Raw genomic sequence first — 14,289 nt, forward strand, 5'->3', positions numbered from 1 at the left:
TTCCACACGCTGCGATTACATGCTCACACAACACGAATATAGTTCAATAAAGTGCTTTTTACCAACACCTATAGCAGAAGTTTCGCAAGCTTCTGAACATACCCTCCATATGATTAGATAAAGTACGAAAGGCATCAGTCAAACAATTACAGCTAGCATCATTTGGCCGTTACCTTTTCGTATCATTAAAAATAAATATCTCAAAAATGCCCTCAGTTTTGCTATATTGCTTTAATTATGCGTTTCTATTTTGGAGACGATGCCGCGTTAAACAGCTTAATCTCTTTACTTTTTAAATCAGATGTATGCTTTTATCAATGACAGGATTCGGGAGAGCGGAACAATCAGTTGCGGACAAAACCTTTTTGGTTGAGATGCGCTCACTTAATGGTAAACAATTTGATTTACGCTTGTTAATCCCTGCATTATTAAAGCCCTATGAATTTGACATCAGGAATATCATCAGCGAAAGACTGGAGCGCGGAAGTGTGGAGTGCGTTATAACCCTTAAACAAAGCGGGGCATCAAAACCCGTAACGATCAATACAGAGCTTGCCAAAACATATTATCAGCCTGTGTATGATCTCGCTACTGAACTGAACCTTAATACGGGAGATATATTAAGTACTTTACTTAAGCTTCCTGAAGTTATTACACCTTCTTCAGAAACACTTAAAGATAACGAGTGGGAAGAATTTAAAAAGGTTCTTTCCGCAGCGGTTTCAGACCTGACTGATCATCGTAAAGATGAAGGAGAAATGCTGGAAAAAGACCTGATCTTACGTATTAACAATATAGAGTCGCAACAGGATGCGATTTCTGAAATTGAGCCGCAACGAAGGATTAAAATAAAAGATGGTCTTAAAAAGATCCTGGAAGATAATGTTGGAGCTGATAGTTACGATGCCAACCGTCTTGAACAGGAACTGATCTATTACATCGAAAAAATTGATATCAGTGAAGAGCAGATCCGTCTGAAAAACCATTGCGATTATTTCAAAACGGTATTGAAGGAATCGGATAATGCCAAAGGCAAAAAACTTTCATTCATCCTGCAGGAAATTGGCCGCGAAATAAATACCACCGGTTCAAAAGCCTACAATTCTGACATCCAAAAGTGCGTGGTTCTAATGAAAGACGAACTGGAAAAGGCTAAAGAACAAGTATTGAACGTGCTTTAAAAGCTATCAGCTATCAGCCCCGATCAGCACCCGAGGCTTGGAACTTACTTAATGGATGGTTTAAACGTAAAACGTATAACACATAACGTTCAACTCAGCGCTACTTCCCTATTTTTGTAAAAAAGTATTACTTGAACAAGTTTAAGCTTCTAATCGCAGGTAGATTGATACGCGTCTTTATCGTATTATTAATTATTTCCATTTTTGCTTCCTGCACAAAAATCGATTTTTTTGAAAAGACCGTTTCGTTCAACAAGCACGAATGGAGCTCTGCTAATAAACCTTCCATTAATTTTTCCGTTTCCGACACATCTGCTTATTACAACCTTTTTGTAGTATTGAGGCATTCGGATGCATATGGATATAATAATATCTGGTTAAACCTTACTGTTATTCCCCCCGGCGATACTGCCCAATCTGAACTAAAAGAATTTCAGCTTGCTGACAACAAGAAAGGATGGCTCGGCAGCGGCATGGATGATATTTTCGAACACCGCATCCAGGTAAACAAGCAACCAATAAAATACAAGGCGGGCAACTATACTTTTATTCTGCAACAAATGATGCGCGAAGATCCACTGGAACATATACTAAACGCGGGGATAAGGATTGAGAAAGCAAAATGAGATCGCTGATCGCTGATTTTTGATCGCTGATTTAGGACGATGCTGATCGATCAGAACGCGTTTTATGCGTCACCTTCAATGTAAAAAGTGATATGATCTCAAGGCCGCTGATCGCTGATTTTTTGATCGCTGATTTAGGACGATGCTGACCGATCGGAAAACTTCTTATGCGTAATATTCGATTCAGCAAGCTGTCAAAGATCAATTGCCAGGCCACACTTGCAGAAATCAGACATCAGAAAATCAGAGATCCTCAGATCGATCTATTACGAACTCGCAGGTAAACAGACCAGACATCAACAAATCAGACATCAGAAATCCACATCTATTTTGTCAACCCAAATCCAATCACGAACTTGCATCCAGACAAATCAGACATCAACAAATCAGACATCAGCGATCAAATGAAGTCTTTCTATAAAAAACAACGGCTCAGGATTATCACACTTGCTTACTGGTTTCTGCTGGTCTACATACTGTCTGGTTTTGTTTGGTGGTTCATTTCTCTTGAAAACCAAAACAACCAGACTTTTGCATACAAAGTTGAAGAACTAAAAAAAGACGATCCGAAATTTCCGCAAAGGCTTTCTGAACTTGAGGACGCCCGCAAAAGGAAACATTACGGCTATATTGGCGAAGGCATCACGTTTTTGCTTGTAACACTGGTTGGAGCCGTGTTTGTTTACCGTGCAACAAAAAGACAGCTCAACCTTAACCATCAACAGCAGAATTTTATGATGGCCGTAACGCATGAATTAAAAACACCCATTGCGATTACGCGCCTGAATCTTGAAACGCTGCAAAAAAGAAAATTGGAAGAAGCCCAACAACAAAAGCTTATTTCAAATACACTGAATGAAGTTAACCGTCTGAATGTGCTCTGTAACAATATACTCGTCGCCTCACAGCTCGACGCAGGATCTTACAGCATTAACAAGCAGGATATTGATCTGAGTAAACTGGTTGATGAATGCATAACGGATTATCGCCAACGTTATCCGCAGAGAGCCATAACGGGCAATGTGCAGGAAAATTTGTATTTTGAAGGAGAACCTTTGCTGTTGCAAATGCTGGCGAGCAATCTCGTGGACAACGCTTTGAAATATTCTCCCAAAACGTCTGAAATAGCGGTGACGTTGCGTACAGATAATAATTCAATTCTTTTTTCGGTAGCTGATGAAGGCGAAGGCATTCCGGATACTGAAAAAAAAATGATATTTGAAAAGTTTTACCGCGTGGGAGATGAAGCAACCCGCAAAGCGAAGGGGACCGGCCTGGGCCTGTATCTCTGCAAGCGGATTGTAAAAGATCACGGAGGGCACATTGCTGTTACGGATAATCATCCGAAAGGCAGTGTATTTACAGTGAGATTCTGAAATACTTGAACATAACTTGAAACACTAATTGTCTCCAAACCTCTTTTATATTGTTAACAATGGAAGGTAGTAAAGGAAATATCCTGTTGGTTGAAGACGAAGAAAATCTTCATGAGGCTTTAAAACTGAACCTGGAAATGGATGGCTATACCGTTACCTCTGCATATGATGGCAGTGCAGCGGTTAAAGCCACGCAGAATGAATATTTTGACCTGTTGATTGTTGACATTATGCTTCCGGAACTGGATGGCATTGCAGTTACTGAAACAGTAAGGGTGCACAACAACGAAGTGCCGATTCTTATTTTAAGCGCCAAGAATACGAGTGCGGACAGGGTGCTGGGACTAAAAAAAGGTGCAGATGATTACCTCACCAAGCCTTTTAACCTGGAAGAGTTGTTGTTAAGGGTTGAGAAGCTGATCATGAAGAATAAGAAACTGCAGGACAAAACATCTGTTGGAGATACATACGAATTCAATGGCAACAAGGTTGATTTTAAAAGCCTTACTGCCACTACTTATGATCAGAAGGAAATTGAATTGAGCAAGAAAGAAGCTATGCTGTTAAAGCTTCTGATAGAAAATAAAGAAGAGGTTGTTACCCGCGAAAAAATACTGCAGGTAGTTTGGGGCTACAATGTTTATCCCACAACAAGAACCATCGATAACTTTATTTTGAACTTCCGCAAATATTTTGAAAAAGACAGCCGCAATCCGCAGCATTTTCACTCGGTGAGAGGAATGGGATATAAATACACGGATTGAATGATAATGGAGAATTGACAATTGACAATTGACAATGGCTTATATTAATTGAAAATTGATAGTTGACAATGGTTTACACTTTGGGCTTCATTTTCAATTATCAATTTTCAATTGTCAATTACCGGAGCATTTATGAATCACCTCCTCCAACTCGCCGATCAGCACCTCCTTAATATTATCTTCCTTAATACCTGAGTATAACGCATATTCGCAGGTTTGATAGATATGATTGCATTTGTCCACGAGTAATTTTGCGCCATCCTTCTTTTCAAGCAGTGCTATTAATTCAGGATATGAGGCATCTGAGTTGAGGCATTCTTTTAAAGCCTGTACCACTAACTTCTTTGTTGAATTAAAGAACAGCACATCTTCATCCATTTGCCGAAGCATATCTATGGCCGTCACGAAGTCTGTTTTCTTTTTTACCGGCGCAGGTGGTTCATTTTCTGCGACTGCCGGTTGTACAGGAATCGTTGTTCCATCAGCTTTAGGCTGTGGAGGTGTTGACGGCTTGTTTTTTTTCAAGGTTAAATAAAGCAGAAGGGCAGCTGCTATGGCAATTCCAAATACAATCCACAAATACTTTTTATTGGAAAGATCTTTGTGTTGATTTTGAGCATCCAGAGCCACATTACTTTTTACCGCCTTTGTAAACACAAGTTGAAGGCTATCGGTCTTTAAAGTTTTGTAGGTTGAAGTAGACGGATCAAAATAGCTCCATTCCAGCGAAGGCAGTTTTTGCGTTCCTTCTGCAGTGCCCATAAAAGGCATTTCGAAAACAATGCTGCCCTGCATGGGATAGACAGTCTTGTCGATATGCTCTCGCCTGTTAACATCAAAATGCTCGGTGTTCGCGGGCCATTTAACAGAAGGCGCATTTATGCTTTGTAAATCGCCGGAGCCACTTATCGTCACGATCAGATTATCACTCTCGCCAACGGGGATTGAACCCTGGTTAACTTCAGCTTTTATCTCAAACTGGCCAACTGCACCGGTGAATGTCGCCGGCTTTTTTTGTGCGGGCAGGGCGTTTACCGTTAATGTCGCCGGCTCACTACTGATTATGGAAGAATATCGCTTTGAATTGTTGGGGTCTGATGCAGGCGCAATCTCCACAAAGCTTTCAACCGCCGCGTTATCCAATGTTAATTTACTTTCCTGTAGTGGAATTAAAATAACTCTTCTTACTATATCAACGCGGTAGTCTTTACCATTCAATGTTTCCTTCTGCGGCCTTTCATCCGGCATTAGGTCAATCACGCTGCAACCGCTGAATGTTGGCTGCTTGGTTACCCGTGCTTCCGTATGAATGGCAGTATACAATTTATAAGTTACCAATACCGGCTCACCAACATAACAAGAGCTCTTGCTAACGATTGCTTTTACGAAAATGTTTTTCCTGATAAAATCCTGGGGATCTTCATTGGCCTTAAGTACAGGGTCACGTTTGAGCATCTGGTAAAAATCCGGATCATCGAGCAGCGATTGTAAACCCTGGGCAGGAGCTTGTTGAGGAACCACAACATTTGCCTGTGAAGAAACATCTATGTTCACACTACGGCAGGAGACTTTTTTACCATCCACAAGCACACTCGCGCCTGGAACCGTTGCAGTTCCTGTTTTGCGGGGAGACAGCACAAAAACATAGCTGAAAGTTCTCGTTGTCTGCCCGTTATAAGAAACTACACTTTGCGAAGTTGAAGGACCGGCCACTACGTTCCATTGCTCAAAAGGTGGCTGGGAAAAACCGGTAATATCATTGCCGTCCTTAATTTCATATTCCACTTGTAGCACATCGTTTTTGCCAATGGTTTTACTGCTAACCTTAAGGCTTAATGACTGCGCCTGTGTAATTTGGTAACCACACAGCAGTAAAATCAATATTAAAATCCGTTGTACAAGCATGTAACAAATATAATTTGCATAGGGTTAAAGAGAATAAAAAATCTGCCTGGCTACGTGTCCTACATCTTACAGCAATAAATGCCTTCGAAGAAAGTACTCAAAGGTGTAGGACACGTAGCCAGGTTTGGAGAATGAGCAAAAACACGTACATGTGTCCTACACCTTGCAGCCATAAAGGCGTTTGGGAGAAAGTACGCAAAGGTGTAGGACACGTAGCCAGGTTTGGAGAATGAGCAAAAACGCGTACATGTGTCCTACACCTTGCAGCCATAAACGCATTTGGGAGAAAGTACGCAAAGGTGTAGGACACGTGGCCAGGTTTGGAGAATGAGCAAAAACGCGTACATGTGTCCTACACCTTGCAGCTATAAACGCATTTGGGAAAAAGTACGCAAAGGTGTAGGACACATAGCCAGGTTTGGAGAATGAGCAAAAACGCGTACATGTGTCCTACACCTTGCAGCCATAAACGCATTTGGGAGAAAGTACGCAAAGGTGTAGGACACATACAGAGGTTTGCCGAAAGCGCAATGCTATTGTTTCTTTTTGTAATAACCGTTTCAACAAGTACATTAGCAATTTGTTGATTACGCGCTAAAAATAAGGTTGCATGAAAAAATGGTTAATAAGCTTTGCTGTTGTGATAGTATTGATGTTGATCGCTTTTTATTTTATAATTCCTTCAAGGCTGGTTATCACCAATCAGTTAACCATACAATGTACCGAAGCGGCTACCAAAAGATTTCTTTTCGATAATACGCAATGGAACAAATGGTGGCCCGGAGAAAAGAAAGATTCGTCTTTTACATATAGGAATGATTCTTACGCCTTAAGAGCAGGTTATTATAACAGCGCGGCAATTGTAATTCAACATAACGGAAAATTTATCAGCAGCGTTGTAAACGTTCTTTCTTCCGGAAAAAATGCAGCTACGGTAACCTGGCAGAGTGAAACCGGTGAATACAAAAATCCGTTCAGCAGAATAATACATTATTTAAAAGCCAACGAGCTAAAGCAAAGTATAGATGACATTCTGAGTAACCTTAAAACATTCCTGGAAAAGCCGGAAAATGTTTATGGCATGAAGATCGAACAGATCATTGTCCGGGATACATTTCTGGTTTCTACACAAAAAACATTGCCTGCCTACCCCGCCACCGCTGATGTATATGCACTTATCAGCCAGCTTCAGACGTATATAAAGCAGCAAGCCGGCAAAGAAACCAACCCTCCTATGCTACATGTGCTTCATGAAGACTCAGCGACCTACACAGTTAAAGTGGCGATACCCGTAGACAAAGAAATTAAGGGCAACGGCACAATATTTTTTAAAGAAATGGTAAAGGGCAACATACTCGTTGCTGAAATTAAAGGTGGCCGGTATACCGTCAGCCATGCAATGGACATGCTGAAAACCTATGTGCTGGACAATCAAAAAACTTCACCGGCTATTCCATTTGAGTCGCTTGTCACAGACCGAAGCGCGGTGAGTGATACGAGTAAATGGGTTACGAAGATTTACTATCCGGTACTGTAAAGGGAAGTCAAAATTTAAAAGTAAAAAGTAAAAACTTCCTCTTTGATCTATGATCAACATTGGGAACACACTGCACGTCCGAAATCTTTTTGAATTTTGATTTTTTAATTTTGACTTATTTGACTTTCCCACCCCTGGTCAGCATTGGAAACACATGGCGCGTCGAAACTTTTTTGACTTTTGAATTTTTAATTTTGACTTTTTAACACCATCGCACTATCATTATTTCTCACCAGAACCATCGCCTGTTTACCGGCAATATTGATTTGTCTTATTTTTCTAACCTGTCCTTTAATGTTTAAGCCGTTTACGCTTTGGCATTCAAATGCGCCATTGCCTTTGTTTACAAGAATAGTTCCATAATCTGCATCGTAACGGCCCATTTCTATATTGTTTTCGTAGAAGTTTCCTGCAATAAAAATATCAGGCAGGGTGTCATTGTTGGCATTTACTACAATGGCATCTTTATAAGGTGACAACTGGGCCTGCCAGGGAAGTGCCTTCGTTTCAAAAACGCCGTTTCCTTTGTTAAGGAGTACTGCATTTGAAAAGTAGTCGGCAGTAAGTTTGTCAGCGTCATCTAACTTTTCCTTGTCGAATAATTCGGCAAGCGTGGCTTTTGCAAAATCTTCTGCGTACAAGAATTTCTTTTTGAGAACCGGCATCTGCCTTTGTAATTCGTCCTTTGTTGCAAACGGAATTTCTTTACCGTTGAGATAGTAAGTAAGCACCTGCTCTTTTTTTCCGTTGCCATCAAAGTCGTTGTAGTATAATCTTACCGGCTGCTCCGGCGATGCTTTCAGCCTGCTGTTGAGGCCTAGATTTCCGGCTATAAAATCAAGATCTCCATCGTTATCTATGTCGCACGGCAAAACAAAATTCCACCACCCTTTTTTTGTAGTCAATTCTTGTTTAGTAAAACTGCCTTTATTGTTCATGAAAGCAACGATCTCTCCCCATTCCTGTGTAACAACAAGATCTTTACTACCATTTTTGTCAATATCAATCCAAAGCGCACTGGTTACCAAACCGGCATTTTGAATAGATTCCCCATAAGTCTTTGTTACATCTTTAAACCGCCCGGTACCATCGTTCTTCAACAGATATGAAACAGGACTTTGACCGTATTCCCACGGAACACATCTTGCACCAATAAACAGATCCATTTTGCCATCTCCATCAAAATCGTAAGGAGCCACGCAAGATGCAGTAAGATAAATGCCATCAAAAGCATGTTGCTCTTTTGTAAGATTTCCTTTACCATCATTCAGGTACACGCGTGGTTGCATGCGTTCATCTTTTCCATAATATTCATTGCCACCACTCGCTACAACAAGGTCCGGATGATGATCGTTGTTTACATCCACCCAACACGCATCCACATCTTCATACATACTATCCTGCTCAATTGCAGGCTGCACTTGTTGAATAAATTTCCCTTCTTTTGTCTGCAGGAATATTGCACTCTTAAAACGTTTTGCAGAGCCGATAAACACATCATCCAAACCGTCATGATTAATATCTGCGATAGCCAGCGCGGGCCCTTCTTTGGATACCATATGCGGAATCAGCGGCTCGCGATCAAACTCTACAAAATTGTTTTCCTGGTGCTTGTATAAGAGCCCAGTACTTTGTGTTATATCATCAATAGAATTCAGTTGACTGGGCCATCTCTTTGTGAGTACCTGAAAATCAAATTTTGGCAGGCCTTTCTTATAAATTACTGCTTGTTTTGGCTGCTGAAGGTTAATTTGCTGAAAACTGTTGTCTGGCCAGATAAGCACTGCGGAATCAACAACCGTATTACTTAGTCCAATGTGAACAGGAATATCCATGCTCGATAAAAAACCACGTGCAGGATATTTCTCATAAGTCCTCACCTGTTTGTTTTTTGTGAAAACAACAACCCTTGCTCCTACTGCATGAATATTTGTCGAATCACCTTTGAGTGTTATCTCCGCATAATTATTTTTTGCAGTATCATTGCTCGCATTGCGGTACACCATGGCCGCATCATCAACATTGTTTACCACTACGTCAAGGTCTCCATCGTTATCCAGATCAGCATAGATAGCACCATTGGAAAATGTGGGCAGATCCCTGGCAATATTCTCGCCCATGTCTTTGAACTGCATATCACCCATGTTCTTGTAAAAACGGTTGGGCAATTTGATTTCAGGAAATTTGTTTACCAGCGCCATTTCTTTTTGGTCGATGCGATTGGCCTTAATCTTTTCCTGCACCTCACCGTTAGATACATAATTCACATAATCTATATCATTCAATCTCTTTGGAATACCATTGCTTATAAAAAGATCTTTCAAACCATCGTTGTCAAAATCCATCCACAGTGGCGCCCAACTCCAGTCTGTGGCAGATACTCCGGAGTACAGGCCTGTTTCGCTGAACATTCCGTTGCGCCTGTTCCATTGCAGGTTATTCCGCGTATACTGATAATTGTAGCCCGCATTTATTTTCATGTTGAATACATTGTATTCATCTTCTCCCAATGAGCGTTTAAGGATATAGGGATCTGAAGGCAACATGTCCATTGAAATAATTTCAGGATAGGCATCATTATCAGCATCCGCCACATCTACGCCCATTGAGAACTGGCTGGTATGCATTATGTGATCATTCAGTTCTTCTTTGAATGTTCCGTTGTGTTGATTGATGTAGAGATAATCATTTTCATGAAAGTCGTTGCCAATGTACAGATCCGGATAACCATCCAGGTTTATATCAGCTACACAAATGCCCAGTCCGTAACCTATTGCAGAACTGTTGATGCCAACTGTTTTTGTAACATCGGTAAACTTGCCTTTATCATTTCTGTACAACCTGTCGCCAGAAAGTTCATTGTATGTACCCAGGAAAAGTTTTCTTTCAGCAAATGTTCCATTCTGATGAACCGAGTGGTTCAGCAAAAACATGTCAAGATCTCCATCCATATCGTAATCAAAGAAAGCAGCCTGCGTGCTAAAGCCGGAGAAATTAAGACCATATGCGACAGCTTCATCTTTATAAAGCGGCACACCATTTTTTATTCCCTGGCATATCAACAGTTGATTGGCTCCATGCAGGTTTTCAAAATTTCCTACACGACAAACATATAAATCCATCAGGCCATCGTTGTTAATGTCAACAACAGATACGCCAGTACTCCATTGTTTATCATCCGGAATTCCGGCTTCTTTGGTAACATCCTTAAAATGCATGCCGCCCGTGTTGAGGTACAATTTATTTTGCTGCTGATTGGAGGCAAAGAACAGATCGATCAAGCCATCATTATTAAAATCAGCAGCGCCAATGCCTGCACCGTTATAAAAGTACATGTACTTAAACATGTTAAAACTATCCGTTGGTGTAAGCTTGTTCACAAAATTTAACCCGGTGCTGTCGACCGTTAACAAGGTGAACATCACCGGATGCTTCTCTGACCGGCTGCAAGCTGTAGCCACAAGCACAACCAGAACACACGCAGTTATATATTTTTTTAACGGACTCATCATATTGGTATGCTGCTGGGTTAATCTTTCGTTCTGGTATCTTTCTTAACAATATCTTTTTTAAGGCCGTTGCTTTTATACAACAACGGATATTCATTGTTTTGTAAAACAAGAATACCGGTTCCTGTTCCGCTTTTTATCAGGCGAATATCTCTTACCTGGCCTCTTGTTTCAAGGCCACTTTTATCTTTACCAATGGCAGTAAAATTGCCCTTACCATCATTTAGCAATACACTTCCAAAGCTTGCATCAAGCCTGCAGAGTTGCGGAGGGAAATCGAAGATATTACCGCCTGCTATAATATCAATATATCCGTCATTGTTGAGATCTGTACAGGCAATTGCATTCACGCTTGAGAATTGCACCTCATCAGGCATTCTCTTTATAGAGAATTTTCCATTGCCTTCATTAACAGCAATAATTGATGGCGTATAATTAAATGTTTTCACAAGGCTTTTTTCGACAAGGTTAGAAGGAAACAACTCTTGTATCGATTTGCTGGCGAATGTTTCATGTTTAAGATTCTCCTTCTTGAGTGAAGGCAGCTGATCAACGATTTCTCTTTTGAGAAATACCGGCATATCCTTGCCGTTCACGGTGTGAGTGATGATCTTATCTAACGCCCCATTGAGATCATAATCATTCATCCAAAGCTTAACAGGCTTGTTTGCATTGGGACGCAGATAAAAATTGTCACCCATGTTTCCAAGGATCAGATCCTCGTCTCCATCGCCATCAATATCAGCAGTACTAATGCTTTGCCACCAACCGTATAAGCTGTCGAGATTTGTTTTTATTTCATTGAATTTGCCATTGGCAAAAGAAAATATTCTTGGTGTCATCCATTCACCCACAATAATCAGGTCCTTTTGTTTATCGCCGTTTACATCGGACCATACAGCGCCGGTAACCATTCCAATCCTGGCAATATCGGGATTTTTGGAAGCGGCAATATCAGTAAATCTTCCCTTACCATCATTTACATACAAATAGCTTGCAGGTGAAATACCATAGTTCATAGGTTCACTTCTACCGCCGACAAATAAATCAAGATCACCGTCGTTATCAAAATCACTGGCAACTACTACGGCTGTATTTGAGCGGCTGGCCGGTATTGCATTTACATCAACTTCAAAATTTCCCTTGCCATCGTTCCTGTATAAATGGCTTTGCATTTTGCCACTGCTTCCTGGTGCATTGTTTCCGCCAGCCCCAACAAACAAATCAAGGTCACCATCATTATCGCAATCAAAGAAAAGTGCAGCAACGTCCTCCATATCTGCGTACTTCTCAAAGGCAGGCTGCTTCTTCAGCACAAAGCCACCATCGTTAGTTTGCAGATACAACTGTCCAGCCTGTCCGGCTGCACCACATATATACACATCCTCACGTCCGTCGCCGTTCACATCGCCAACTGCAGCCTTCGGCCCTTCCTGGGATAGCATTCGGGGTATATTTCTTTCGTTGTAATAGTCTATATAATCATCTTCCTTGTGTTTCTCAAAATGTTGCGAGGAAGTGGCAAGTAGCGGCGATTCCTGCGTAACTGTTTTAACAGCTATCATCTGCGCAGAGACAGTCTTTTGATCAACAACAAGTACTTTATTTATCTCAGGATGTGCGATTGTAGTTGCGGTAAGATCCGGCCAGCGTATAACCACTGAGTCAACCTTATCAACTGCGCCCAGGCCAGCAATCATTTTATAATCTACTGAAGACTGAAAGCCCCTGCTTGGTATCAGCTCTCTCGACATGATCTGCCCTCCTGCATAGATCTTTACCTTGCTGCCTACCGCATAAGTATTGGTTCCCTTGCCTTTCAAACTCACCCCGATATAATTATTCTTACTCTGCTGACGAGCCTTATTCTGATATATAAACGCTTTCTGATTTACATTATTGATGACGATGTCAAGATCGCCGTCATTATCCAGATCTCCATACGCAGCTCCATTGGAAAATGAAGGTTCAGTAAAGCCCCATTGTTTGGCCGCATCTGTAAATTTCAGATTACCGTTGTTTCTAAATGCTTTATTAACGAGCGGATGACTTGGCATTTTACTGATAATATCGTCCACATCTTCTTTCTCTCCTGTCATTACCATTCGCTGAACCACATTGTTCGCAAAAAAATCAATAAAGTCCTGATCTGTCAGATCACGATTAATGCCGTTGCACACATATATATCATTATTGCCATCGTTATCTGCATCAAACATTAAACCGCCCCAACTCCAGTCAGATGCGGCAACGCCACTATAAAAGCCAATTTCAGAAAACTTGCCATTCTTGTTGTTCAGTTGCAACGTGTTCTGCTGAAACTGTTCGTAAAAACCTGATTTTTCTTTCAGGCGATAAACATCAATATTCTCAAAAGAGGTAGTTGTTTTAAGCCTGTATTCATCATCGGGCAGCATATCCGTAACAAAAATGTCGGGATATCCATCGTTATTAATATCGCCCATGTCGGCGCCCATGGATGCAAGACTAGTATGTTGTACCCATTGTTCCAGCTCATCCTTAAAGGTTCCGTTCTTTTGGTTGATATAGAGATAATCCCGCTCAAAAAAATCATTAGAAACATACACATCCGGATATCCATCGCCATTTACATCACCCACTGTTACCCCCAAACCAAAGCTGATAAGGCTTCCATAAATGCCAGCCTCTTTGCTTACATCTGTAAACTTGCCATTATCGTTACGAAGCAACTTGTCACCACCTCCTTTTAAAAAATCTGCGACAGGCCAGTCTGCGGCACGCAAATCTCTTTTATTGGCATAGTTTAATGTGTTAACAGGAATAAAGCTATTGTTGATGATAAAGCAATCAAGATCGCCATCGAGATCATAATCAAAAAAGGCCGCGTGCGTGGCATACCCGCCATGATTTGTTAATCCATAAGCTGCGGCGCTCTCAGTAAATGTGAGATTGTGGTTATTGATGTATAATTTGTTTTCAGGAGCCTTTCCGTTCAGGTAACCGGCATTACAAACATAAATATCCAGCCAGCCATCATTGTTTACATCGGCCAATACAACGCCTGTGCTCCACTTTTCAGATCCGCCCAGGCCCGCTTTATCTGTAATATCGTCAAACTGCCAGTTGCCCTTATTCAGATACAATTTATTGCTGCCCATGTTGGCTGTAAAAAATACATCTGCAAGGCCATCATTATTAATATCACCAATTGCAGCACCGCCGCCGTTATAGAAGTTGCGATAGCTGAAAATATTGAAGTCTTTGGTGTTGTGAATATCGTTGGAGAAATTAATACCGGTAGTCTTCATCAGCTCAAACAAAGCAGGCTCCTCCTTTTTTGTGCTGCAGGATATGAACAGCAGAAAACACAAAGGCACACACAATGCAATCTTGTAAAACTTCATACACA

Annotated in this window: 8 protein-coding genes; 5 read left to right on the top strand and 3 right to left on the bottom strand. The window is 41.1% G+C overall.

Going from position 1 to position 14,289, the window contains the following annotated elements:
• The first annotated feature begins 305 nt into the window (after positions 1–305).
• From QTN47_RS12895 to QTN47_RS12910, 4 genes are all read left to right on the top strand, one after another.
• On the top strand, positions 306–1,181 hold the full coding sequence (locus QTN47_RS12895) for a YicC/YloC family endoribonuclease (protein ID WP_369329798.1): 876 nt from the start codon (positions 306–308) through the stop codon (positions 1,179–1,181).
• A 131-nt stretch (positions 1,182–1,312) separates the two neighbouring features.
• On the top strand, positions 1,313–1,807 hold the full coding sequence (locus QTN47_RS12900) for a gliding motility lipoprotein GldH (protein ID WP_369329799.1): 495 nt from the start codon (positions 1,313–1,315) through the stop codon (positions 1,805–1,807).
• Positions 1,808–2,163: 356 nt separating this feature from the next.
• On the top strand, positions 2,164–3,183 hold the full coding sequence (locus QTN47_RS12905; protein WP_369329800.1) for a sensor histidine kinase: 1,020 nt from the start codon (positions 2,164–2,166) through the stop codon (positions 3,181–3,183).
• Positions 3,184–3,242: 59 nt separating this feature from the next.
• Positions 3,243–3,947 carry a response regulator transcription factor gene (locus tag QTN47_RS12910; RefSeq protein WP_369329801.1) on the top strand — a complete coding sequence of 235 codons (705 nt, stop codon included), beginning with the start codon at positions 3,243–3,245 and terminating at the stop codon, positions 3,945–3,947.
• Between the two features lie 114 nt (positions 3,948–4,061).
• On the opposite strand, the gene QTN47_RS12915 is transcribed toward QTN47_RS12910, so the two are convergent.
• Positions 4,062–5,852 (bottom strand): BatD family protein, encoded by a 1,791-nt coding sequence (locus QTN47_RS12915; RefSeq protein WP_369329802.1) that lies wholly within the window; start codon positions 5,850–5,852, stop codon positions 4,062–4,064.
• A gap of 610 nt (positions 5,853–6,462) precedes the next feature.
• Here QTN47_RS12915 and QTN47_RS12920 point away from each other — a divergent pair.
• Positions 6,463–7,389 (top strand): GyrI-like domain-containing protein, encoded by a 927-nt coding sequence (locus tag QTN47_RS12920; protein ID WP_369329803.1) that lies wholly within the window; start codon positions 6,463–6,465, stop codon positions 7,387–7,389.
• 188 nt (positions 7,390–7,577) lie between these two features.
• Here the strand turns inward: QTN47_RS12920 and QTN47_RS12925 are convergent, their stop codons facing one another.
• Together QTN47_RS12925 and QTN47_RS12930 are read right to left on the bottom strand one after the other, a co-directional pair.
• Complete coding sequence (locus tag QTN47_RS12925) at positions 7,578–10,901, bottom strand: VCBS repeat-containing protein (protein ID WP_369329804.1); 3,324 nt, start codon at positions 10,899–10,901, stop codon at positions 7,578–7,580.
• 17 nt (positions 10,902–10,918) lie between these two features.
• Positions 10,919–14,284, bottom strand: a complete 3,366-nt coding sequence (locus QTN47_RS12930) for an FG-GAP-like repeat-containing protein (RefSeq protein WP_369329805.1) — start codon at positions 14,282–14,284, stop codon at positions 10,919–10,921.
• Between the last annotated feature and the right edge of the window lie 5 nt (positions 14,285–14,289).

Source organism: Danxiaibacter flavus, assembly GCF_041060425.1.
GTDB classification, from domain to species: Bacteria; Bacteroidota; Bacteroidia; order Chitinophagales; family Chitinophagaceae; genus Danxiaibacter; species Danxiaibacter flavus.

Bases quoted from the DNA above. Each gene is read 5' to 3' on its own strand.
- QTN47_RS12895 (WP_369329798.1), top strand. From the start codon at position 306: ATGCTTTTATCAATGACAGGATTCGGGAGAGCGGAACAATCAGTTGCG.
- QTN47_RS12910 (WP_369329801.1), top strand. From the start codon at position 3,243: ATGGAAGGTAGTAAAGGAAATATCCTGTTGGTTGAAGACGAAGAAAAT.
- QTN47_RS12915 (WP_369329802.1), bottom strand. From the start codon at position 5,852: ATGCTTGTACAACGGATTTTAATATTGATTTTACTGCTGTGTGGTTAC.
- QTN47_RS12920 (WP_369329803.1), top strand. From the start codon at position 6,463: ATGAAAAAATGGTTAATAAGCTTTGCTGTTGTGATAGTATTGATGTTG.
- QTN47_RS12925 (WP_369329804.1), bottom strand. From the start codon at position 10,901: ATGATGAGTCCGTTAAAAAAATATATAACTGCGTGTGTTCTGGTTGTG.
- QTN47_RS12930 (WP_369329805.1), bottom strand. From the start codon at position 14,284: ATGAAGTTTTACAAGATTGCATTGTGTGTGCCTTTGTGTTTTCTGCTG.